The sequence below is a fragment of the Dactylosporangium sp. NPDC051484 genome (assembly GCF_040689395.1).
In the GTDB taxonomy this organism is placed as follows: Bacteria; Actinomycetota; Actinomycetes; order Mycobacteriales; family Micromonosporaceae; genus Dactylosporangium.
Window position 1 is genome coordinate 97,384 of record NZ_JBFAZX010000021.1, and the last position, 22,717, is coordinate 120,100.

Here is a 22,717-nt window from a genome sequence, read left to right on the forward strand (position 1 = left end):
GGCGTCAGCCGACCGCGGTGCCGACCAGCGACCCGATCCCGAAGGTGACGGCCATCGCCAACGCACCGCCGAACACCAGCCGGGCGACCGCGCGCCGGGCGGGCGACCGGCCCAGCCGGGCGCTGACATAGCCGGTCAGGGCCAGCGCGGCGACGACCACGACGATGGCGACGGGCACCCGCACCGCCGGCGGCGGCAGCAGGATCGCCGCGAGGGGCAGCGCTGAGCCGGCCGTGAACGCCAGGGCCGAGGCGGACGCGGCGTGCCACGGGTTGGTCAGCCCGTCGGGGTCGATGTGCAGCTCCGCGTCGGCGTGCGCGTTGAACGCGTCTTTCGCGGTCAGCTCCTCGGCGACGAGCCGCGCGGTGGCCGGCGTGAGCCCCTTCGCCTCATACAGCCCGGCCAGCTCGGCGAGCTCCTGCTCCGGGTAGTCGGCCAGCTCGCCGCGCTCCTTGGCCAGCAGCGCCCGCTCGGTGTCGCGCTGGCTGCTGACCGACACGTACTCGCCCAGCGCCATCGACACCGCCCCGGCCACCAGCCCGGCGATCCCGGCGGTCGCGATCGCCGGAGCGGAGGTCGTCGCGCCGGCCACCCCGACCACGAGCCCGGCCGTGGAGACGATCCCGTCGTTGGCCCCGAGCACCCCGGCCCGCAGCCAGTTGAGCCGCTCAGAGATCCCGGTGTCGTGGGCCTCGCCTGGGTGACCGGCCGTGCTCTGCTCGCCGCGACGCATGCGACCACTCTAGATCGCCCTCGATCCGCCGCCTCAACGGCGCGGCGGCGCCTGGCGCTCGGCCGGGGTCGAGGTGATCCGGCCCTGCCAGGCGGCCTTCGCGCCCGAGTCGCCGATGCGGTAGATGTCGAACACCGCCAGCCCGGCCACCGCGACGGCGACCACGGTGATCACGGCCGTCACGGCGGTCGACCCCGGCGCCAGTACGCGCCGGGAGAGCAGCGTGCGCCGGTCGCCGGCCTCGCGCTGGCGCCACCAGATCGCCAGCGCCGTCGCCGCCACCGCCAGCGCCGCCCACACCGCGGTGTCGCCGAGCTCGGTGTGGTCGCGCAGCACCACGCTGCTCGGCACGCGCCGCTCGAGCCACTCGCCGGCGTCGGTGGTGACCGGTGTCAGCGCCACTGTGGCGGCGGCAAGCACGAGGTTCGCCCCGGCCAGGCTCCGGCGGGCGGCCGGCCAGGCCGCGGTGAGCACGAGCAGCAGCGCCGACAGCGGCAGCAGCACCACGATGGCGTGCACCAGCAGAACGTGGGCCGGCAGGCCGTTCACGGTCGTCACGAGGGTTTCCTTTCCAGCGCGTGCCTCGCGCCGCGCTCCCGGCAGAGATTAGGCAGCCGATTCTTAGGGTTCTCCAATCTGCGGCGGTCACGCTGGCCCATGTCGCCGGAGCGGGATGGAGGATCGGGTCCTGGCTGCCGGCGCGGTATGCGGCTCGCGACGACCCGGCGGGCCTGCGCCGGCTGGTGCCCGACGTCGCCGAGCACGAGGTCTTCCTGTGCGGTCCGCCGCCGTGGATGGCCGCGGTACGCGCGACCCTGGCCGCCTGCGGGGTGGCCGCCGAGCGCATCCACACCGAGGAGTTCGCGTGGTGATGACCCGTCAGCCCGGCCCGGGCCGCGTTGTGCTGTTCGCGGCGGCCACCGCCGCCGGGCTGATCCTGCTCTTCAGCTACCGGACCAGCCTCGGCGGCACAACCCCGTCGCAGGCCAGCGGGCGTGCAGGCCCCGGGAGTGGTGCCCGAGACGGCGCCGCCGTCCGCCCCGTCGGCGTCGGGGACGGCCACGCCGGCAACGGCGGCCCCGACGGCGCGCAGCACGACGGCCAACGGCAGCGTCGCGCAGACCCGGTGGGGACCGGTGCAGGTCCAGGTCAAGATCACCGGCGGGCGGATCGCGGACGTGCTCGTGCTGCAGCGGCCGTCCGGCAACAGCCGCGACGAGCAGATCAACTCCCTCGCCCTGCCGCGGCTGCGCGCCGAGGTCCTGCGGGCGCAGAGCCCCCGGATCGACACCGTCTCCGGCGCCACGTTCACCAGCGCCGGCTACATCGAGTCACTCCAGGCGGCCCTGGACAGCGCGCACTTCGGGCGATGAGGGAGGGTGGGCGCATGACGGATCCGGCCCTCGACGGCCCGCGCCTGCTCGTCGTCGAGGACGACCGGCCGCTCGGCGCGCTGCTGCTGCGGATGTTCCGCGCGCAGGGCCACGAGGCCGAGCTCGCCGAGGACGGCCAGCGCGGCCTGCACCTGGCGCTCACCCGGGAGTACGACGTGCTGGTCATCGACCGCGGCCTGCCCGCGATCGAGGGCCTCGACCTGCTCGGGCGGCTACGCCGGTCCGGGGTGACGACCCCGGCGCTGATCCTGACCGCGCTCGGCACCCTCGCCGACCGGGTCGATGGGCTCGACGGCGGCGCCGACGACTACCTCGTGAAGCCGTTCGAGGTGCAGGAGCTGATGGCCCGCATCCGGGCGCTGGCCCGCCGCTCGCCCGCGCCGGCCGTGACGATCGGCCGCGCCGGGTTCGACCTGATCACCCGGGCCGTGACGCTGCCCGGCGGGAGCCGCGTCACGCTATCGGGCCGGGAGAGCGACCTGCTGCGGCTGCTGGCCCAGGACCCGGCGCGCGTCTTCACCCGCGACGAGATCGTCACCCGGGTCTTCCCCGAGTCCAGCACCGACTCGCTGGTCGACACCTACGTGCACTACCTGCGCCGCAAGCTCGGCGCGGACGCCGTTCGCACCGTCCGTGGCGTCGGCTACCGGCTGGGCGCGCTGTGAGGACGCCGGCCGCGACGCCCGGCGAGGCCGCGGACCGGGCGATGCTCGCCCGGGCCCGTCTGGTGCTCGGGCTGCAGGCGGCCGCCGCCATCACCATCAGCCTGCTGCTCGTCGGGTCGCTGGCCCTCTTCGTCGTGCGGCGCGGCCAGTCCTCGCAGATCGAGAACGTGCTGCGGCACACCGCGGCCACCGAGGAGGACGTGATCGACCCACCGCCGGGCGTGTGGCTGTTCGACCAGGCACCCGACGGCTCGGTGACGGGCTCGCCCGGCGCACCCGACGGGCTGCCCGACCACGCGGCGATCGCCCAGGTGCGGGCCGGCGGCACGGCCGGCACCAACGATCTCGACACCGAAGACGGAGACTTCCGGGTGCTGACCGAGCGGCGCGGCGACCACGTGGTGCAGGTCGTGGCGAACCTCGGCAACCAGCACGCCGAGCAGCGCCGGCTCCTGGCGGCCCTGGGCCTGTCCGAGCTCGCCGGGCTGGGCATCGCGTTCGTGTTCGCCGTGGTGCTGGCCAGACGGGCCACCGCACCGCTGGTCGACGCACTGAGCCGGCAACGGCGCTTCGTCGCCGACGCCGGCCACGAGCTGCGCACCCCGCTGACCCAGCTGCACCTGCGGGCCCAGCTGCTGCACGCGGACCTGCGGGCCGGCACCACCGGACCGTCCGTCACCGACGACGTCGAGCAGCTGGTCGTCGGCACCCGACGGCTCGGCGAGCTCGTCGAGGACCTGCTGATGTCCACGCAGCTGCCCAACCGGCCGGGCGAGACCGCACCGGTCGACCTCGCCGCCGTCGCCGCCGGCGTCGTGGCCGAACACGCCAACCGGGCGCGGGAGCAGGGCGTCGAGCTGACCCTGGTGCCCGACGCCGCCGGCGCTTCCACGGTCCGCGGCCGAGCGGTCGCGCTGCGCCGGGTCGTCACCGCGCTGGTGGACAACGCGCTGAGCCACACCCCGGCCGGCGGGCACGTCACCGTCGAACTGGCGTCGATCGGGTCGCCGCGGCGGGTCAGTCTGGTCGTGCGGGACGACGGCTTGGGGTTCGATCCGGCCGACGCCGAGCGCCTGTTCGCCCGGTTCGCCCGAGGCCACGGCGACCATCGCCGCTTCGGGCTGGGCCTGGCACTGGCCCGCGAGGTGGTGACCGGGCACGGCGGCACCATCGAGGCCTGGGGCCGGCCCGGCGAGGGCGCCGCCTTCACCGTGGTACTGCCCGCGGCGTCGGCCTGAGTCGCTGCACGCATCGACCGGATCACCGTCGGCACACGCCCGGGCCCGGGCCAGGCGGCCGCCTGGTAGGTTCCGCTGACCGACATTGGCGGCCCGGACCTCGACCCGGCAGACTGGCGCTGAAGGAACGGAGACGGGATGACCGAGCAGGCGGGCATCGGCCGACCCGACGAGCAGGACCGCGTCGATGTCCGGTTCGTCGCGGTGGCGCGCCTGGAGCTCGACGAGTTGCTCGAGCAGCTGGTCGAGCGCATCCGCGACGTGCAGAGCACCCAGGGACGGCTGCGCGGGCTGCTGCGCGCCAACCTCGACATCGCCCAGGGCATGGACCTGGAGCACGTGCTGCGCCAGATCGTCTCGGCCGCGAAGAACCTCGTCGACGCCCGATACGCCGCGCTCGGCGTGATCCAGGACGGCCACCTGGTGCGGTTCCTGCACGAAGGCATGGACGACGCCGTGGTGCGCCGGATCGGTCACCTGCCCGAGGGCAAGGGCGTGCTCGGCGCCCTGGTCGAGCACCCGCACCCGGTCCGCCTGGCGGAGATCGGCGACCATCCGACGTCGGTCGGGTTCCCGGAGGGGCACCCGCCGATGCACAGCTTCCTCGGGGTGCCGATCCGGGTCCGCGACCGGGTGTTCGGCAACCTCTACCTGTCGGAAAAGCAGGGCGCCGCCGAGTTCAGCCGCGACGACGAGGAGGTCGTCAAGGCCCTCGCGGGCGCCGCCGGCATCGCGATCGAGAACGCGACGCTGTTCAGCGAGGCGCGCCGCCGCCGCGACTGGCAGGAGGCGATGACCACCGTCACGACGACCCTGCTGGAGGGCGCCGACAGCGACCGCGCGATGCGGGCCCTCGCCGAGTGCGCGCTTCGGGCGGCCGGCGCGGCCGGGGCCGCGTTCAGCGCGGCGCCCGGCGACGGCTCATCCGACCTGCGGGTGAACGTGGGCGTCGGCCTGCTCGAGCCGTGGCACGGCCGGTCCGCGCCGATCGGCGGCTTCCTGACCGAGGGTGCGCTGTCCACCCTCGATGCGACGCTCGTCACCGAGCCGGCGGCCGACCCACGCACCACGGCCGCCCTGGAGCTGGTAGCAGACCTGGGCTCGACGATCGTCGCCCCGGTGATCGGCGACCGGGGCGTGCACGGCGTACTCACCGTGGCCCAGCGCCGCGGCGGGGCGCAGCTCACGCGAGCCGACCTGGAGATGATCCAGGCGTATGCCGCGCACACCGGCCTGGTGCTTGACGTCGCCGCCCTGCGCCGCGAGAACGAGCACATCCGCGTCCTCGAGGACCGCCAGCGCATCGCCGGCGACCTGCAGGAGACCCTCATCCGCGACCTGTTCGGCCTGGGGCTGTCGCTGCAGGGCGCCGCCGCCCGCATCGCCAGCCCGGACGCGCGCTCCGCGCTCGCCGCCAGCGTCGACGAGCTCGACCGCATCATCCGCGGCGTGCGCACCGCCGTATTCGCGATGGAGCCGCGGGGCGGATCGTCCGGCTGACCCGCCGCCTCCCGGCGTCACCCCTGTGGCCCGATTTCCGGATGACGCCGTCCCCGCCGGTGCGGTGATCCCTACCGGTGCGGGCCCCGTTCGCGGAACGCTGGAAGGGAACTCGCGTCCTCGCGCGGCGAGGACATCGAGCGGCACACCGCGACGGAGAGGGTGCCATGGGTACGGACACGAGAGTGGTCGTCGGCGTCGACGGCTCCCCGGAGAGCTTCGAGGCCCTCACGTGGGCCGCCTGCGACGCGTCGCGCCGGCACCGGCCGCTGCACGTCGTCCACGCGTTCCAGTTGCCGACCGTGTACGGCCCGTTTCCGCCACCGGTGCCCTCGCCGTACGACGACGAGACACGCGCGGCGGCCGAGCGGATGCTCGCCGGGTCGGTGGCTCGGGCGCGGACGCTCGCGCCGGGCCTCGCGGTCACCAGCGACATGCCCATGCGGCAGCCGGCCACGGCCCTCCTGTCCGCCGCCGAGCACGCCGACACGGTGGTGGTCGGCAGCCGCGGCCTCGGCGGCTTCGCCGGCCTGCTGCTCGGGTCCGTCAGTATCGCGGTCTCCGCACAGGCCGCCTGCCCCGTCGTCGTCACCCACCATGGCGGCGGGCGGCCCGACACCGCGGCCGGCCGGATCCTCGTCGGCATCGACGCCGCTCACGACGCCGAGCGGGCGCTGCGGTTCGCGTTCGAGCAGGCGGCGGCCCGCCGCACCGGCCTCACCGCCGTCTACGCCCACGTGTTGTCGAGGTTCGCCGCTCGCAGCCGGATACACGCGCCGGGGCACGAGCCAGACGACCTGCGCGAGGACGAGCGCCGGGCGCTGGCGGAGTCGACGTGCGGCTGGTCGGAGCGCTACCCCGACGTCGACGTCCAGCGCACGGTGCTCGACGGCTCCCCGGGGGTGGTGCTCACCGAACTGTCAGCCGGCGCGCAGCTGCTCGTCGTGGGCTCGCGCGGCCATGGCGGCCTCGCCGGCATGCTGCTGGGCTCGGTGAGCCAGGCGGTCGTCCGGCACGCCGAGTGCCCGGTGGCCGTGGTCCACTGACCGGGCACGCCCCGCAGGTCTCACACGTGCGCGGGGAGTGACCGGCGTCGTCGTCACACCGGGGCCTGGGACAGGTCGAGCAGGCGAATGCGGGTGGCCTGCATGCGCGCCACGACGACGGCCATGAAGCGCTTGATGAGCTCGTAGCCGAGTTCCGGATCGGCGTCGCACAGCCGGCGCACGCCCGGACCGTCGAGCGCGATGGCGAGCACCGGGTCGACGGTCACCGCACCGAAATGCCAGCGGTACGGCGGGAAGAGCCAGGACCATCCGACGACGGTGCCGGGCCCGATCGTCTCGACGACGACGTCGCCGCGGCCGGGCACCCGGATGTCCAGGTTGACGTGGCCGTCACGGACGAGCCAGAAGCGCTCGGCCCGGCCGTTCTCCTCGAAGATGCGGGTCCCGGCCTTGAACGGGGCCCGGCACCCCCAGCGCGACAGGCGCTCGACGTGCTGCGGCGACATGCCCGCGAGGAACGGATGAGTGACCATCAGATCGTACGTGGTGGTGATCATGTCGGCTCCTCGGTGGTCGCGGGCGGGTTGACGTCCAGGGCGTGCAGCTCCGCGGTCACGTCGATGCCGGCCGGGCACCAGCAGATGCAGCGGCCGCAGCCGACGCACCCGGACTCGCCGAGCGAGTCGTGCCGGATGGGCGGACCCGCGGCCGAACTCACGGTCGAGTAAGGGAGCCGTTTCGTTCCATGTTTCCCCATGACACCCGCGCCGAACCGGGCCCGAGTAGGGCCGTTCGGCCCTACTCGGCGGGACGGGTGCTCAGCGGCCGCCCGGGGCCGGGTTCGGGGCTCGATTGAACCTGGTGCCCGCCGTGGCGTGACCTTCGCCCCTGAACCGAACACCGTCCGGCCGCCATCGTGGAATCATGACGGCCCCTACGACGATCGTCCCGTCCGGACTCACCGATGCCGAGGTCGCCGAACGCCGGCGCCGGTTCGGCCGCAACGAGCTTCCCGTCGCCAGGCCACCCTCCGTCGCGGTGCGGGTCGGCGCGCAGCTGCGCGACCCGCTCGTCATTGTGCTGCTCGCGGCCATGGTGGTGACCGCACTGCTGCGCGACGTCAGCGATCTCATCGTCATCCTGCTGGTCGTCGTGCTCAACACGGCCGTCGGCGTGGTGCAGGAGATCCGGGCCGACCGCGCGGTGGCGGCGCTGCAGCACATGGCCGCACCGTCGGCCCGGGTCCGCCGCGACGGCGCCGACACGACCGTCCCGGCCGCCGAACTCGTGCCCGGCGACGTGGTCCGCGTCGAGGCCGGCGACATCGTCCCGGCCGACCTGCGCGTCGCGCGGGCCGTCCGGCTGTCCGTCGACGAGGCGGCCCTGACCGGCGAGTCGATGCCGGTGACCAGGAGCGACGGAGAGGAGCTGGCCGCCGGTACCGTCACCGCCACCGGCCACGCCGTCGGCGAGGTGACCCGCATCGGCGCCGACAGCGCCCTCGGGCGCATCGCCGCCCTGGTGTCCGGGCAGCCGCGCCGCGCGACGCCGCTGCAGCGGCGACTCGCCGGGCTCGGCAAGGTCTTGGCCGTCGTCGCGATCACGCTGTCCGGCGTGGTGCTCGCCGTGGGCGTGGCCCGCGGCGAACCGTTCGGTGAGATGCTGCTCGCCGCGGTCAGCCTCACCGTGGCGGCGGTGCCCGAGTCGCTGCCGGCCGTCGTGACCCTCGCCCTGGCGCTCGGCGCGCACCGCATGGCCCGGCAGGCGGCCATCGTGCGCCGCCTGCCCGCCGTGGAGACCCTCGGCTCCATCACGACGCTGGCCACGGACAAGACCGGCACGCTGACCGAAGGCGTGATGAGCGTCGACCGGCTGCTGCTGCCGGATCTCGCGGCCGTCACGCTCACCGGGCGGGGGTACGACCCGGACGGTACCGCCGCGCCGGCACCCGACCCCCGGGCGCGACGGCTCGCCGAGGCGATCGTGCTGTGCAACGACGCCGGCCTCGCCCCGCCCGACGGCGAGCATCCCACGTGGCGGCCGGTCGGCGACCCGATGGAGGCGGCGCTGCTCGTCGCCGCCGCCCGCTGCGGCGTCGGGCTCGACGCCCGCGACCTGTTGCCCCGCGTCGACGAGGTGCCGTTCGACGCGGACCGGCGGCGTATGACCACGGTCCACCGCCGTCCGGCCGGCGGCTACGTCGTCGTGTGCAAGGGCGCCCCCGACGTCCTGCTGCGCCCCGGCGGGCCGCTGCGCATCGGCGAGGAGGACCGGCGGCGGGCGGTCCTCCTCGCCGAGGCGGCCGCGGAGCTGTCCGGGTCCGGCTACCGCGTGCTGGCCGTGGCCGGGGCGCACCGCGCCGACCGGCCCGCCGTCGACGACGCCGAGCACGACCTGGACCTGCTCGGCCTGGCGGTGCTCGCCGATCCGGTCCGCCCGGAGACGGCGGCGACCGTGGCGGCGTTCCACGACGCCGGCATCGACCTCGTCCTGATCACCGGCGACCATCCGGCGACCGCCGCCGCGATCGCCGACCGGGTCGGCCTGACCGACGGGCCGCCGCGCGTGGCCACCGGCGACGCGGCCGGCACCGCCGACCCGGGCACCACCGTGTACGCCCGGACCAGCCCGGAACAGAAGCTCACCATCATCCAGCGCCTGCAGCGCGACGGCGCCGTCGTCGCGATGACCGGCGACGGCGTCAACGACGCGCCGGCGCTGCGCCGGGCCGACATCGGCGTCGCGATGGGCCGCGGCGGCACCGAGGCGGCACGTCAGGCCGCCGACCTGGTCCTGGCCGACGACAACCTCGCCACCATCGGCCACGCCGTGCGGGAGGGCCGGCGCATCTACGCCAACATCCGCCGCTTCCTGGTGTACGCCCTGTCCGGCGGGGCGGCCGAGGTGGCCATCATGCTCGCCGGGCCGTGGCTCGGCCTCGCGGTGCCGCTGCTACCGGCCCAGATCCTCTGGATCAACATGAACACGCACGGCCTGCCCGGCGTCGCGCTCGGCGGCGAGCCCGCCGCCGACGGGCTGATGCGACGCCCGCCCCGCCACCCCGGCGAGGCGATCCTCGGCGGGCTCACCGGGCGCATCGCCCTGACCGGCACACTCATCACGCTGGTGGCGCTCGGCGCGGCGCTGTGGGCCCGGCACAGCGGCGGGCCGTGGCAGAGCGTGCTGTTCACCGTGCTCGGGCTCGCGCAGCTGGGGGTGGCGCTCGGCCTGCGCACCCGCGGCGGCCGGCGACGCAACTGGAGCCTCGACGTCGCGGTCGCGCTGTCCCTGGCGCTGCAACTCGGCGCCCTGTGGCTGCCGCCGCTGCGGGCACTGCTCGGCACCGAGGCGCTGACGCTGCGGGAACTGTCCGTGTGCCTCGGCTTCGCCGCCGTGCCGGGTCTCGTCACCTTCGCCGCGGTGCGCTCGTCGCGTCGCCCGCCGCGGCGGGCCACGGAGGTCCGCAGCGCCGGTCGAGTTTTCTGACGGATGAGCAAGCCGCGAAGCAGATATTCCAGTTGTTCGATTCACATGATGGTCGCCCTGTTCACGCCGGTCCCCCGCAAGGAAAAACCTATCGCGGGCTCGGCGGATCCTATTCGACGACGGCCGTCAAGATCGCTACGATCGGAAGCATGCCTATAGGGAAACTAGAGAATCGGGTGGCCATGGTCACCCGCCTCCGGTTCTCCCTCCCCTGGAGCCGATGTCGAGCTGCCTCCACGAGGTAGCTCCAGCCATCGCCAGCACTGTGTGGCGGCGCTTGGGCGCCATTCCCTCCGCGGTGCCCGCTGGTCCGCGTGCCAGACTCCCGGCTTGCGGTCGTTGTCGGCAGATCTAGCTGGCCAGACACGAAGCGTCAACACGCTTGAAGTCCGCCGCATCCCCTAGCTTGCCCAAGGAGAACGTTGCAATGGATACAACTGTGAGGTCAGTTGTGCCGATTGAGTCCGACCTCGCAGCCGTCGAGGTGGCGAGCGCGCTCGCGGCGACATTCGCGCGGACCGCCTCAGAGCGCGACGGCGGTCGGCGCCTTCCTCTTGCCGAGCTTGACCTGCTGTCGGATGCCGGCCTGTTCGGGCTCACCGTGCCAAAGGCGTTCGGCGGGCCCGACGTCAACGTGGTGACATTGGTCGAGGTCTTCCGGCTGCTGGCGCAGGCCGACCCGAGTGTCGGACAGATCCCGCACAGCCACTTCGTGTTCTTGGAGGTGTTACGCCTGCAAGGGACGGCGGAGCAGCAGGCCTTCTTCTTCGCCGAGGCGCTGGCAGGGCGCCGGTTCGCAAATGCTCAGTCCGAGCGGGCGAGCCGAACGATCGTCGAGGATGCCACCGCACTACTCCGCGACGAAGAGGGATATCGGCTATCGGGCGAGAAGTTCTACGCGACTGGATCGTTGACGGCGCACTGGCTGGCGGTCCGTGCAAGTCTGCCGGGCAGCCCAATTGCGGCGAACGGACTACCCATCAAGGCGATCGCATACCTACGCGCCGACACAGCCGGGGTGTCAATCGAGGACGACTGGAACGGAATAGGTCAGCGCACCACGGCGAGCGGAACCGTTCGGTTCTCTGACGTGCACGTCAGTGAGAGCGCTGTCGTACCTTACACGCCGATCTTTGATCGGCCGACCAGTTACGGCTCGTTTGCCCAGGTCTTGCATGCAGCCCTGGACGCCGGCATTGCCCGCGCCGCCGTGGATGCTGCCGTCGTTCAGGTGCGTCAGGCTCGCGCATGGTTCGAGAGCGGCGCCGACCGCGCCTCTGACGACAGCCTGCTCGTGCAGCAGGCGGGTGAGCTCGAGATCGTCGTCCGCGGCGCCGAGGCGCTTCTTGCCGTCGCGGCCGACGCGGTTCAGGTCGCCCGACTTGATCCTACGGAGCAGAGCACCGCGAGCGCGTCGATTGCGACCGCGACGGCCAAGGTGGCCTGCGCGCGCGCCGCGGTTGAGGCGTCCTCGGCGCTCTTCGAACTGGGCGGGACTCGCTCGGCTGCGTCTGCGCTCAATCTGGACCGTTTCTGGCGTGACGCGCGGACGCACACCCTTCATGACCCGACGCGGTGGAAGGTCCAACACGTCGGCCGGTGGCTGCTCAACGGAACCCCGCCGCCTCGGCACGGGTTGCTCTGAACACGGCTTCCTCCGAGAACATGACCAGCGACTGCAAAGGGAACGACCGAAGTGACTCTTGATTTTCACTGGTTTCTGCCCACCTACGGTGACTCCCGTTTCATCGTGGGCGGAGGCCACGGTCTGGCCGCCGGGGCTGCGTCGGGCGATCGCCGAGCCAGCATCGGCTATCTGTCGTCCATCGCCCGGGCGGCCGAAGACTTCGGTTTCCGGGGTGCACTCACCCCGACCGGCGCGTGGTGCGAGGACGCGTGGCTCACGACGGCCATGCTCGCTCGGGAGTCGCAACGGCTCGCCTTTTTAGTTGCCTTTCGACCGGGGTTGATCAGCCCGATGCTCGCCGCGCAGATGGCTGCGACCTTCTCTGCGCACGCTCCCGGTCGGCTGCTCCTGAACGTCGTAACGGGTGGTGAGCCGCATGAGCAGAGGGCGTACGGCGACTACCTGGACAAGGAAGGTCGCTACGCGCGTTGCAACGAGTTTTTGATGGTGGTCCGCGCATTGTGGCGTGGAGAGACGGTCACGCATCATGGCGCCCATCTGTCGCTGGAGTCGGCGACACTGCCCACCTTGCCGGATCCGGTACCGCCGCTGTACTTCGGCGGTTCCTCCTCGGCTGCCGGACCGGTAGCCGCCGAACACGCCGATGTCTATCTCACCTGGGGCGAGCCTCCCGCCGCGGTGGCCGAGAAGGTCGCCTGGATAAGAGATCTGGCCACCGGACAAGGTCGCACCGTTCGCTTCGGCATCCGTCTGCACGTGATCACTCGAGATAGGTCTGAGGATGCCTGGCGTCAAGCGCAGCTGCTGCTCGACTCCTTGGACGATGGCGTGGTCCAGCAGGCCCAGCTTGGGCTCGAGCGTAGCGAGTCCACGGGGCAGGCCCGGATGCGTGCACTGCATGAGTCCGCGCGCGCGATCGGGAATTGGCGCGACGCGCACTCGCTGGAGATTGCCCCGAATCTCTGGGCCGGGGTTGGTCTTGTCCGTGGCGGCGCCGGCACGGCCCTGGTCGGCAGCCACTACGAGGTCGCCGACCGCATCGCCGAGTATGCCGCACTAGGAATCGAGGAGTTCGTCTTGTCCGGTTACCCGCACTTGGAGGAGCTGTACTGGTTCGGCGAGGGCGTGCTACCCAAGCTCGTCCAGCGCGGACTAGTGATCGACCCGGCCGGTAGTCGGGCCGAGCACCGCCACGCTCCCTTCCTGCCGGCGGTGGCTCAGTGACCGCGACCCCGACCACGGACCCGGCTGATCGGCTGCGATCCGTATCCGACCGGCTCAGACCGATTCTGGTGGACATTGCTGAGGGCGCGGTCGAGCGCGAAATTCAGCGTGAACTGCCCTACGCGGCGGTCGAGTCCCTCCGAGCCGCGGGCTTCGCTTCCCTCAGGGTGCCGGTGGAACAGGGCGGTGGCGGACTTAGCTTCACCGAGCTGATCGACGTGCTGATCGAACTCGCCCGGGCCGATTCCAACCTGCCTCAACTTCTGCGTGGGCACATCGGCTTCGTTGAGCATGTGCTCGCGACGCCGAAGATGCCTGCCCGTGACTTCTGGATTTCCCAACTCGTCACCGGTGCCCTCATCGGCAACGCCGTCAGCGAACGCACCGGTAATCTGTCCGAGCCGGACACCCGCATCGTCAGGGCCGGCGACGGCTGGACGATAACCGGGACGAAGTACTACAGCACGGGCAGCATCTTCGCCGACTGGATCTTCGCTAACGGGTTCGCCGACGGCCGATACGCCACCGCACTGGTCCCCGCGCGGTCTCCCGAAGTCCGACGCGACGACGACTGGGATGGATTCGGTCAACGGCTCACCGGCAGCGGGACGACCGTGTTCGCTGACGCTCCCGTTCAAGCCGACCACGTCGCGCTGGCTCCGACGGGACTGCTGCCGTTGAACACGCGACCGGCCATATTTCAGCTTGTGCTGCTGGCGACGCTGGCGGGTATCGCGCAGGCCGTCCGGGATGATGCGGTCGCCTTCGTCCGCCAGCGCAGCCGAAGCGGTCACGGGGCGCTGGTCGAACTCCCCCGGTACGATCCGCAGATCCAGCAGGTGGTCGGCGAGATCGCCGGCTACGCCCACGCCGCGACGGCGGCGGTGCACGAGTCGGCCCGGGCCATCGAGAAGTTGCAGGTACTCGAGCAGCGGGAGTCAGCGACCGATGCGGACTACGCTGCGGCCGACGCCGCGGTCTTTCTGTCCCAGGGGCCCGTGATCGATCTGACGCTTCGCGCGGCGACGGAGCTGTTCCGGGCCTGCGGTGCATCAGCCACGAGCCAGAGCCGGGCATTGGATCGGCATTGGCGCAATGCCCGCACGATCGCCACCCACAATCCCGAGGTGTTTCGTGCGCGGGCCCTCGGCAACCACCTGCTCAATGACGGCTCCCTGTCGATGATCGGCTTCACGCCGCACGTCGAGCCCCGAGCCGAGGGAAGCGACTGATGACCCATCTGCGATTCAACGCCTTCGTCATGAACACCGGCTCGCATGTTCATCACGGGCAGTGGCGGCATCCTGCCGCCCGCCAAGCCGACTTCAACGACGTGCGGCTTTGGACCGATCTGGCCAAGCGCCTCGAAGGTGGCCTGTTTGACGCCATCTTCTTCGCTGATGTCGTCGGTCTCTACGGCCCCGCCGACGGCAGTTATGAGGTGCATGCGCGGGAAGGGCTCCAGATCCCGAGCAACGACCCGGCGGTCCTGCTGTCCGCGCTCGCCGTCAACACCGAACATCTCGGGCTGGCGTTCACCAGCAACGTCCTGCAGCAACACCCGTTCCAGTTCGCGCGGCAGATGTCGACGCTAGACCACATCTCCAATGGCCGCGTGGCCTGGAACATTGTGACCGGTACCCTCGAAGGTGCAGCGCGTAACTTCAACCTCGACAATCTTCCTCCGCACGACGACCGCTACGACTGGGCCCGCGAATACGTTGACGTCGTTTACAAGCTTTGGGAAGGGTCCTGGGATCCCGACGCCCTAGTGCGAGACAAGCAACGCGGAATCTTCGCCGACGCCGCGAAGATCCACAAAATCAACCATCGTGGACCTCGTTACCGTGTCGACGGCCCGCACCTGCCTTCGCCATCGCCGCAACGGACTCCGGTGCTCTACCAGGCGGGCGCCTCGGCTGCCGGCAAGGCCTTCGCCGCCGAGCACGCCGAAGCGATCTTCATTATCGCTCCCACACCCCAGGTCGCCGCCGAAGGCATCCGCGAGACCCGCGAACTCGCGGTCCGTGCTGGCCGCCGTGCGGACGACATCAAGTTCTATCAGGGCTTTGCCTTTGTGGTGGGCAGCACCGAAGAGGAAGCGCGCCGCAAGGAAAGCGAGATTGAAAGCTATATCAGCCTCGACGGTTACCAGACTCACCGAAGCTACGGAGCCCGTCCGGACGGCACGTTCTACCCACCTGATACCCCACTGTCGGCCATCGACACTAACGGCAGCATCGGCCTGCTCGATTGGCTACGGCGCAGTGTCACCGACCGCGAACCGGTCATCGCCGATGTCGGCCGGCTGATCGCCTCCACCGCGCGAATCGTCGGCACTCCGGAGCAGATAGCCGACCAGCTCGTCGTATGGCAACGGGCCGGCATCGATGGTGTCAACATGTTCAACTGGCACATCCCCGGCTCGTACGAGGACTTCATCGACCACGTCATGCCCGTCCTGCGTGAACGCGGCCTGGCGCAACGCGAATACGTTCCCGGCACTCTGCGCCGCAAGCTGTTCGGCACCGACTTGATCAACGATCGCCACCCGGCGGCCGCCTACCGCGGCGCCTTCACGAACGCGGACATTCGGTGACACCGATGTGCCCGCGCCATGGACCCAACCCCAACGATGAATCGGACGGCCTTATGCGAAACGCCCAACGCTCCACACGACTTCGAGCTTCCGGGGAGAAACCACGCTGGCTGCGAGCAGCCGCGGGCGCTCTCGCCGCGGTGACAGGAATCGCCGTCCTGACCGCGTGCGGCGGCGGCAGCACGGACGCCTCCTCCGGCAGCGCCGGCAAGACAGAGCTGAGGATCGGCCTGCAGACCGCTGGGACGAGCCTGAATCCCGCCGTCAACGGCAGCGGATCCTCGACCCAGATCTCGGCGCTGACTAACGCCGCGATCACCCACATCCAGCCCGACGGATCCGTCAGTCCCGGTCTGGCGACCTCGTGGCACTATGTCGGCTCGGGCAATACCCAGTTCCAGTTCACCCTGCGACAAGACGCCAAGTTCTCTGACGGCAGCCCGGTCACGTCGCAGGCGGTGAAGGGCTGGCTGGAGTACTTCGCCAAGGCCGGCGGATCGTTCGCCAAGTCCATCCCCATCAGCTCCATCGACACCACCGACGACCACACCGTGGTCCTGCACTTGTCCTCACCGAACCCGATCGTGCCGTACCTGCTCAGCGAGGTCTTCAACATCGGCTTCGTCGCCAGTCCGGCCGCGGTCGCCGATCCGGCGAGCCTGGCCACCAATCCGGCCGGAGCCGGGCCGTATCAAGTCGTGCCCTCAGAGTCGGTCGCCAACGACCATTACACCTTCGTCCCGAACAAGCACTACTACGACCAGTCGAAGATCAAATACAACAAAGTCACCGTCAAGATCATCCCGCAGGCGTCGACCATGCTCGCGGCTTTGCAGTCCAATCAGCTCGATGTGGCCAGCGGCGATGTCAGCACGGCCGAGGCCGCTTCCTCGGCTGGATTCAACGTGGTCAGCGGACCCTTCGGCTGGGCCGGCATCCTCATCATCGATCGCAGCGGCACGACTTCGCCGGCCCTAGCCGACGTCCGGGTCCGTCAGGCGCTGAATTATGCCGTGGACCGCAAGGCGATCGCATCTGGGGTGCTCGGCAAGGGAGCGATACCGACCTCCCAGCCGATCACGACGGACGGCTACGACCCCAGCTACGACGACTACTACAGCTATGACCCGGACAAGGCCAAGGCCCTGCTGTCGGCCGCCGGGTACGGGAACGGGTTCAGCCTCAATGTGATCTGCCCTGTTTACTACGGCGCCGCGGGCTGCCCCCTCACCGAGGCAGTTGCTCAAGACCTGAGCAAGGTGGGCGTCAAGTTGACCGTGAAGAACAATGCGACGCAGAGCGAGCACGTCAAGCTGCTCGTGGGAGGCACCTATCCGGCTGCTGGTTTCCTGCAGAACCCCAACGTGCCGATGTTCCAGCTGTACGGCTTCGACTTCGCTCCAAAAGCGGTGCTCAATCACCCGGGCTGGAACGATCCGACGCTCGACAAACTCTGGCAGGATGGGTCAGCGGCGGCCGATCCGGCGCCCTATTGGAAGCAGATGACCGCGCGAGTAGTCACCGAGGCCTACCAGCTGCCCATCGCCAGCACCGTCGCGCACTGGTACGTGGCCAAACACGTCACCGGCGTAAAGTTCTCGCCGGCGAGCTCATCGCCGCTTCCAACCGAATGGTCGCCGAACTAACGACGTCGGGCGACCCGGGTCAAAATAGCCGCGGCAATCCGCTGCTGACCCGGGTCCGCCCGGCCCACCAGTTCATGAGACGCCCGCTGGTCACGCTCGTCGGCCAGCGGGTCGCGCTCGCGGTACCGCTGCTGATGTTGGTGTCGGCATTGAGCTACCTGCTCGTGTCGCTCACGCCCGGCGACGCGGCCGTGAGCATCCTCGGGCCGACCGCTCCACCCGAGGCGTACGACAACCTTCGACACACACTGGGTCTCAACGAGCCGGTCTACAAGCAGTACGGTCATTGGCTCGGGCAAGCCCTCCAAGGAGACCTTGGTCGATCCCTCTTCAGCGGTCAAGCGGTCAGCGAGATGATCGTCCAGCGGCTACCGGTCACACTTTGGCTCATCGGGGGTGCGCTGCTGGTCAGCCTGATCGCCGGCGTCGGGCTCGGAATGCTGTCGGTGACGGGTCGGTTCGGGCTGGGCCGGCTGGCCGACCTCGTCGCTGTGATCGGGTTCGCGATGCCCGCCTTCTGGATCGGCGTCGAGCTGGTCGCCATATTCGCAGTGAAACTCCGGTGGCTACCCGCGATTGGATATGTCAGTCCCGAACAGTCCCTGACCGGCTGGCTGCGATCCCTGATCCTACCTGTAACAGCGTTGTCATTGCACGGAATCGCCGTCCTTGCCAAGCAGACCCGTGAAGCACTGCTCGACGTGCTCAATAGTGAGTTCGTGCACGACGCACGCAGCAACGGCATACCTGAGCGATCGATTCTGTTCCGGCACGCTTTCAAGAACATCGCGCCGCGGATAGCGACCGTGCTCGGAGTACAGGCCGTCGTGATGCTGGGCGGCAGTGTGCTCGTCGAGAACGTCTACGCCTTACCGGGCCTGGGCTCGTTGATCGTATCGGCCGCCGTGCAGCATGACCTGCCGCTGGTGCAAGGCGTCGCGGTGTGCTTCACGATCTTCGTCGTCGTGATCAACCTGCTGATCGATTTCATCTGCATGGCCCTCAATCCCCGGAGCGCGACGTGGTAAGCAGCGAGGACAATATGGAGTCACCGACTCGCCACGCCACACCCGTGCCAGGCAATCTTGTCACGCGGCTGCTGCGCCGGCCGGCTACCGCGATCGCCGTGCTCTGGTTACTCGGCGCGGTGGCGACCGGCGTTCTCGCTCCGCTGCTCCTGCCGGACGTCGCGACCCAGCACGCAGGGGATCTCGCATCGGTCCGCCAGGGCCCGAGCGGCGAGCATCTGCTAGGCACCGACACGCTCGGCCGTGACGTCCTGGACCGGCTCCTTGTCGGCAGCCGAGTCACGCTGCTCGGCGTCGTGGAGGCCATGATCGTGGTCCTCGCTCTTGGTCTCCCGCTCGGCCTGGCCGCCGGATACTTTCGGGGACGATTTGATCGAGTCGTTGGCTGGTTGGCCGATCTTGTCTTCTCAGTTCCGGCGATCATCATCGTCATCGTGGTGCTGTCGGTCTTCCGGAGCAACATGCTCGCTGCGATGTGCACGCTCGGGCTTCTGCAAGCTCCCGCTCTCATGCGCGTGGTACGCACGGCGACGATGTCGGTCACTGATCAGGCCTACATTCAATCAGCCCGCGTCTCGGGTCTGTCCGGCTCCTACATCATCAGCCGGCACGTGCTGCCCCGCATCGCCGGAGCGGTGATCGTGCAAGCCTCACTGCTGGCCTGCTTCGCGCTGACCGCGCAGACCGGACTGGCCTTCCTCAACCTCCTTGTTGCCGCGCCCGCACCCAGCTGGGGCGGCATGATCGCCGACGGTGCCAGCGTCATCATTCAAGATCCGTGGCTGATCTGGCCGCCGGGCATCGCGATCGCGCTCACCATCATCAGCCTCACGCAGCTATCCGACGCGCTCCGTGACAACATCACGCAGGCCTGGGCGGGAAACCGCCCGCCGAGGCGTGCCCACCACCGGACCGCGCACGGCCCCGACCCGCGCCCCGTCGATCGGTCCGGTTCGATCGAGCAGGACGCTGCCCTCCTCTCGATCTCCGACTTGAGCGTAGTGTTCGACACTCCCGGCGGCACTGTCCAAGTACTCCGTGATGTCAACCTGAGTCTCGAGAAGGGCAAGATACTTGGCTTGGTCGGTGAATCAGGGTGCGGAAAGACAATTACGGCAACCTCGATCCTGGGACTGCTGCCCGGCAGCGGACGGGTGTCAGCCGGCGCGATCCGCTTTGCCGGGCATGAGCTCACGGCACTTTCCCAGCGCTCCATGCGCCGCCTGCGGGGGCGCGAGATCGCCTTCGTCTCCCAGCATCCAATGAGCAGCCTGGATCCGTCTTTCCGAGTGGGCTCCCAGATTCGGGAAGCGATCCGCCGCCACCACGATATGACCCGTCGCGAAGCCCGGCACCGGACCCGCGCCCTGCTGGAGGCGGTGCACTTACCCGAGCCTCAGGCTGTCGCACGTTCGTTCCCGCACGAACTCTCCGGCGGCATGGCTCAGCGGGTGTCGATCGCTCGCGCCTTAGCCGGCGATCCTGCACTACTCATCGCAGACGAGCCCACCACCGCACTCGACAGCACGGTGCAGTCGGGGATTCTGGACCTGCTGCGCGAGATCACGGCGACCCGAGACACATCGGTCCTATTGATCACCCACGACTTGGCAGTCGTCGCCGAGGTATGCGACGACGTGGCGGTGATGTACGCGGGAGAAGTTGTCGAGCGAGGTCCCATCGCGACTATCTTCGCCGATCCGGTCCATCCCTACACCCGCGCACTTTTGGCCTCGAATCCGCACAACGCGCCAGCCGGCAAGCCGCTGCAGGTGATTCCCGGAAGCGTCCCACCGCCGGGAACGTGGCCGTCCGGTTGCCACTTCGCGGCCCGCTGCGCCTTCGTCCGCAAGGAGTGTGAGGCTGGGGTCATACCGATGATCCCACTTCCCGGCCAGCGAAGTGCACGCTGCATCAGACACGATCAGGTGAGCAATGTCTAGCGACCCAACATCGCCCTTCTTGCTTGATGTCCGCAACCTAGAGGTGCGATACCGACGCGGCCGGAACACCTCCGGCGTGCGTGCCGTTGACGGCGTCAGCCTCACGGTCGCGGCAGCTCAGACCGTGGCCCTTGTCGGCGAATCGGGCTCCGGAAAGTCGAGCATCGCCCGCGCGGTCCTCGGCCTCACTCCGACCGCAGGGGGTTCCATCCTGTTTCAGGACACGGACATCACCCACTTCACCAACAGGCAGCGGCGCACGCTGCACGCGTCAATGCAGGCAGTGTTCCAAGATCCTTACGCCTCCCTGAACCCAGCGCGCACCATTGGCAAGAGTCTGGTCGAGACTCTTCGTCCGCAGCGGGTCGACAGCGACGTCGCCAGGTCACGGGCGACCGCGATGCTCGAGCGGGTCGGCCTGCCAAGGTCAGCTATTGATCGCTACCCAGCCCAGTTCTCCGGTGGCCAGCGTCAACGAATCGCTATCGCCCGGGCCCTCATGACGCAGGCCCGGCTGGTGATCTGCGATGAGCCTGTAAGCGCCCTCGACCTCTCGGTGCAAGCGCAGATCCTCAATATTCTCCGCGACCTCCAGGACACCCTGGGAGTCAGCTACCTGTTCATCTCTCACGACCTTCCGGTCGTTCGGCACATCGCGCACCGAACTGTCGTGCTTTATCGGGGCCAAGTCATGGAGGCCGGACCGACACGGGCGGTGCACGACTCCCCCGCGCACCCATACACGAGGCTCTTGCTTGATAGCGTGCCTGCACCTGACGGCGCCCGCCGCCGTTCGGTGTCGGCGGCGCGTCTGTCAGCCCAACCGAGCGGCGCGCCCGCCGCTCGGCCATCGACCGGCTGCCCGTTCGCCGGCCGGTGCCTCTACGCGGTCAGTGTTTGCGCGGTGGAGCGTCCGGCGATAGAGATAACCCCTGACGGTGCAGCGGTAGCCTGCCACCGTTGGCGGGAGTTGCCCGGGCGGACGCCGACGCGTGTCGGGGAGCCGCTGGGCACCGTCACCGGACCGTACCCGGCGGGGCAGCCGCCGATCTCGGCCGTCGGCTCGCACACGGTCGTCGACGAACCGCCGTCGCCCTCGTCGTCGTAGACGTTGGCGATACCGGACTTGAGGAGGTGGGCGCGCCGACGGCACGCTCCGCGCCGTCGGCGCGCCTAGCCCTGGCCTCGAGCCGCAGTAGCATCTTTCCTTGCCCTGCCAGGTGTTCAGGACCGTTCGCTTGCCGTCGGCGTGATCTCGTCAGCCCCCATTACGCAGCCAACAGGGCAACTTCACGGAGCGGCCCAAGAACGTCACCGCGGGTTCAGACCGGTCCCGTGACCAACGCAGCCTCAGCCGCTGCGCCGGTTTTCGTTCCCATGTTCCGTAACCCCCGTTACGGACCGTACCGGCCCGACGCCGTGGCGCCCCTGCCCGCGCCCGGGTTCGCGAAGCGGGCCGGAGTAGGCACGGCCGCAGCGGGCAGAAGGTCGGACGACCCGCAGCGAGCGAGGGGAGAGCCGTCATGCCGGCCAATCAGAAGAACCCGCGGCCCGGTCCGGCGACGACATTCCAGGTCCGGCCGGTCTGCCGGACCCTCGCCCGTGCCGCGCTGGCGGCGCTGCACGCGCCGTCGGTGCTCAACACCCAGCCGTGGCGGTGGCACATCGTGGACGAGACCGCGATGCTGTACGCCGACCAGCGCCGCCGGCTGCACGCCGTGGACACCGCCGGCCGGCTGCTCGTGCTCAGCTGCGGCACCGCGCTGCACCACGCGTGCGTCACGCTCGCCGCCGACGGGGTCGACTTCGAGGTGCGCCCGTTCCCCGCCGCTGACGACCCGGATCTGCTGGCCGAGGTGCGCTACCGCGGCGAGGCGCAACCCTCGGCCGAGGCGCAACGCCTGCGCCGCGCCATCACGCTGCGCCGCTCGGACCGCCGGCCCTTCGCCGGCACCGCGGTGCCCGGCGAGGCGCTCGATGGCCTGCGCGACGCCGCCGAGCGAAACGGCGCGCACCTGCACCTGGCCTGGTCCCGCGATCTCACGGGCATCGCGCTCGCGGCAGGACGGGCCGCGGCGGTACAGCTGGCGGACCCGGCCTACCGCGCCGAGCTCGCCGCCTGGATCCGTCAGCCCGGCGAGGGCCACGACGGCGTTACGGTCGACACCCTGGCGCCGGCCGGCGCGCGGCCGGTGCCGATCCGCGACTTCCACGCCACCGGCATGCTCCCGGGCGCCTCCAGCGATGCCGACCTCTCCGACCGGGAGGCGCGATACGGCATCGTCGTCACCGACGGCGACGGCCCGGCCGACTGGCTCACCGCCGGCGTGGCCCTCTCCGCGGTCCTGCTCACCGCGACCGCCGATCACCTGGCCACGTCCGCGATGAGCGACCTGGTCGAGAACGAGGCGGCCCGCATCATGCTGCGGCGCACGCTCGGCAACGTCGGCTACCCGCAGATCGGCATCCGGATCGGGGTACCGTCCGGCGGGCCGCCGCTTCCGAAGGCGCCGCGCCGGCCGTCGGCGGAGGTCATCGAGGTCGTCGCCGAACCGGTTCCCGGCGACGCGGTCCCGCCCGCCGCTTCGCCGTGACACCTCGCCGGC

The 22,717-nt window shown here is 70.3% G+C and carries 20 protein-coding genes; 16 read left to right on the forward strand and 4 right to left on the reverse strand.

The features are described 5' to 3' along the window. Positions 1–4 precede the first annotated feature (4 nt). Together AB0367_RS27850 and AB0367_RS27855 are read right to left on the reverse strand one after the other, a co-directional pair. On the reverse strand, positions 5–733 hold the full coding sequence (locus tag AB0367_RS27850; protein ID WP_366229400.1) for a VIT family protein: 729 nt from the start codon (positions 731–733) through the stop codon (positions 5–7). A gap of 33 nt (positions 734–766) precedes the next feature. Next, positions 767–1,291: a DUF2231 domain-containing protein gene (locus tag AB0367_RS27855; protein ID WP_366229401.1), complete on the reverse strand. Its 525-nt coding sequence runs from the start codon at positions 1,289–1,291 to the stop codon at positions 767–769. A 20-nt stretch (positions 1,292–1,311) separates the two neighbouring features. Between AB0367_RS27855 and AB0367_RS27860 the strand changes: the two genes are divergently transcribed. From AB0367_RS27860 to AB0367_RS27885, 6 genes are all read left to right on the forward strand, one after another. Further along, positions 1,312–1,605: a hypothetical protein gene (locus AB0367_RS27860; protein WP_366229402.1), complete on the forward strand. Its 294-nt coding sequence runs from the start codon at positions 1,312–1,314 to the stop codon at positions 1,603–1,605. A 123-nt stretch (positions 1,606–1,728) separates the two neighbouring features. Beyond that, complete coding sequence (locus AB0367_RS27865; protein ID WP_366229403.1) at positions 1,729–2,106, forward strand: FMN-binding protein; 378 nt, start codon at positions 1,729–1,731, stop codon at positions 2,104–2,106. A 14-nt stretch (positions 2,107–2,120) separates the two neighbouring features. Beyond that, positions 2,121–2,792: a response regulator transcription factor gene (locus AB0367_RS27870; protein ID WP_366229404.1), complete on the forward strand. Its 672-nt coding sequence runs from the start codon at positions 2,121–2,123 to the stop codon at positions 2,790–2,792. Then, a complete protein-coding gene (locus AB0367_RS27875) occupies positions 2,789–4,030 on the forward strand; it encodes a HAMP domain-containing sensor histidine kinase (protein ID WP_366229405.1) in 1,242 nt (413 codons plus the stop codon). Before AB0367_RS27870 ends, AB0367_RS27875 begins: the two co-directional genes overlap by 4 nt. Positions 4,031–4,168: 138 nt before the next feature. Further along, positions 4,169–5,530, forward strand: coding sequence for a GAF domain-containing protein (locus tag AB0367_RS27880; protein ID WP_366229406.1), 1,362 nt, complete (start codon positions 4,169–4,171; stop codon positions 5,528–5,530). 167 nt (positions 5,531–5,697) lie between these two features. After that, entirely contained in the window at positions 5,698–6,576 is an 879-nt protein-coding gene (locus AB0367_RS27885; protein WP_366229407.1) for a universal stress protein, read from the forward strand. Between the two features lie 53 nt (positions 6,577–6,629). Here AB0367_RS27885 and AB0367_RS27890 read toward each other — a convergent pair whose 3' ends face one another. Continuing rightward, positions 6,630–7,094, reverse strand: coding sequence for a cyclic nucleotide-binding domain-containing protein (locus AB0367_RS27890; protein ID WP_366229408.1), 465 nt, complete (start codon positions 7,092–7,094; stop codon positions 6,630–6,632). After that, positions 7,091–7,255 carry a hypothetical protein gene (locus AB0367_RS27895; protein WP_366229409.1) on the reverse strand — a complete coding sequence of 55 codons (165 nt, stop codon included), beginning with the start codon at positions 7,253–7,255 and terminating at the stop codon, positions 7,091–7,093. Before AB0367_RS27895 ends, AB0367_RS27890 begins: the two co-directional genes overlap by 4 nt. A gap of 206 nt (positions 7,256–7,461) precedes the next feature. Between AB0367_RS27895 and AB0367_RS27900 the strand changes: the two genes are divergently transcribed. The 10 genes from AB0367_RS27900 to AB0367_RS27945 all read left to right on the forward strand — a co-directional run bounded on the left by AB0367_RS27900 (position 7,462) and on the right by AB0367_RS27945 (position 22,705). Continuing rightward, complete coding sequence (locus AB0367_RS27900) at positions 7,462–10,023, forward strand: cation-transporting P-type ATPase (RefSeq protein ID WP_366229410.1); 2,562 nt, start codon at positions 7,462–7,464, stop codon at positions 10,021–10,023. A gap of 451 nt (positions 10,024–10,474) precedes the next feature. Further along, entirely contained in the window at positions 10,475–11,668 is a 1,194-nt protein-coding gene (locus tag AB0367_RS27905; RefSeq protein WP_366229411.1) for an SfnB family sulfur acquisition oxidoreductase, read from the forward strand. A 51-nt stretch (positions 11,669–11,719) separates the two neighbouring features. After that, complete coding sequence (locus AB0367_RS27910; RefSeq protein ID WP_366229412.1) at positions 11,720–12,895, forward strand: LLM class flavin-dependent oxidoreductase; 1,176 nt, start codon at positions 11,720–11,722, stop codon at positions 12,893–12,895. Beyond that, positions 12,892–14,127 carry an acyl-CoA dehydrogenase family protein gene (locus AB0367_RS27915; protein ID WP_366229413.1) on the forward strand — a complete coding sequence of 412 codons (1,236 nt, stop codon included), beginning with the start codon at positions 12,892–12,894 and terminating at the stop codon, positions 14,125–14,127. The genes AB0367_RS27910 and AB0367_RS27915 overlap by 4 nt, the downstream gene beginning before the upstream one ends. Then, positions 14,127–15,494: an LLM class flavin-dependent oxidoreductase gene (locus tag AB0367_RS27920; protein ID WP_366229414.1), complete on the forward strand. Its 1,368-nt coding sequence runs from the start codon at positions 14,127–14,129 to the stop codon at positions 15,492–15,494. The genes AB0367_RS27915 and AB0367_RS27920 overlap by 1 nt, the downstream gene beginning before the upstream one ends. Positions 15,495–15,634: 140 nt before the next feature. After that, entirely contained in the window at positions 15,635–17,140 is a 1,506-nt protein-coding gene (locus tag AB0367_RS27925; protein WP_366229415.1) for an ABC transporter substrate-binding protein, read from the forward strand. Then, the gene (locus tag AB0367_RS27930; RefSeq protein ID WP_366229416.1) at positions 17,125–18,168 is read left to right on the forward strand and encodes an ABC transporter permease; all 1,044 of its coding nucleotides are present in this window, start codon (positions 17,125–17,127) and stop codon (positions 18,166–18,168) included. Before AB0367_RS27925 ends, AB0367_RS27930 begins: the two co-directional genes overlap by 16 nt. After that, on the forward strand, positions 18,084–20,111 hold the full coding sequence (locus AB0367_RS27935) for a dipeptide/oligopeptide/nickel ABC transporter permease/ATP-binding protein (RefSeq protein ID WP_366229417.1): 2,028 nt from the start codon (positions 18,084–18,086) through the stop codon (positions 20,109–20,111). Before AB0367_RS27930 ends, AB0367_RS27935 begins: the two co-directional genes overlap by 85 nt. Before the next feature lie 76 nt (positions 20,112–20,187). Beyond that, entirely contained in the window at positions 20,188–21,219 is a 1,032-nt protein-coding gene (locus AB0367_RS27940) for an ABC transporter ATP-binding protein (protein ID WP_366229418.1), read from the forward strand. A gap of 415 nt (positions 21,220–21,634) precedes the next feature. Beyond that, on the forward strand, positions 21,635–22,705 hold the full coding sequence (locus tag AB0367_RS27945) for a nitroreductase (RefSeq protein ID WP_366229420.1): 1,071 nt from the start codon (positions 21,635–21,637) through the stop codon (positions 22,703–22,705). The last annotated feature ends 12 nt before the right edge of the window (positions 22,706–22,717 follow it).

Bases quoted from the DNA above. Each gene is read 5' to 3' on its own strand.
- AB0367_RS27870 (WP_366229404.1), top strand. From the start codon at position 2,121: ATGACGGATCCGGCCCTCGACGGCCCGCGCCTGCTCGTCGTCGAGGAC.
- AB0367_RS27900 (WP_366229410.1), top strand. From the start codon at position 7,462: ATGACGGCCCCTACGACGATCGTCCCGTCCGGACTCACCGATGCCGAG.
- AB0367_RS27890 (WP_366229408.1), bottom strand. From the start codon at position 7,094: ATGATCACCACCACGTACGATCTGATGGTCACTCATCCGTTCCTCGCG.
- AB0367_RS27945 (WP_366229420.1), top strand. From the start codon at position 21,635: ATGCCGGCCAATCAGAAGAACCCGCGGCCCGGTCCGGCGACGACATTC.
- AB0367_RS27880 (WP_366229406.1), top strand. From the start codon at position 4,169: ATGACCGAGCAGGCGGGCATCGGCCGACCCGACGAGCAGGACCGCGTC.
- AB0367_RS27920 (WP_366229414.1), top strand. From the start codon at position 14,127: ATGACCCATCTGCGATTCAACGCCTTCGTCATGAACACCGGCTCGCAT.
- AB0367_RS27930 (WP_366229416.1), top strand. From the start codon at position 17,125: ATGGTCGCCGAACTAACGACGTCGGGCGACCCGGGTCAAAATAGCCGC.
- AB0367_RS27850 (WP_366229400.1), bottom strand. From the start codon at position 733: ATGCGTCGCGGCGAGCAGAGCACGGCCGGTCACCCAGGCGAGGCCCAC.
- AB0367_RS27885 (WP_366229407.1), top strand. From the start codon at position 5,698: ATGGGTACGGACACGAGAGTGGTCGTCGGCGTCGACGGCTCCCCGGAG.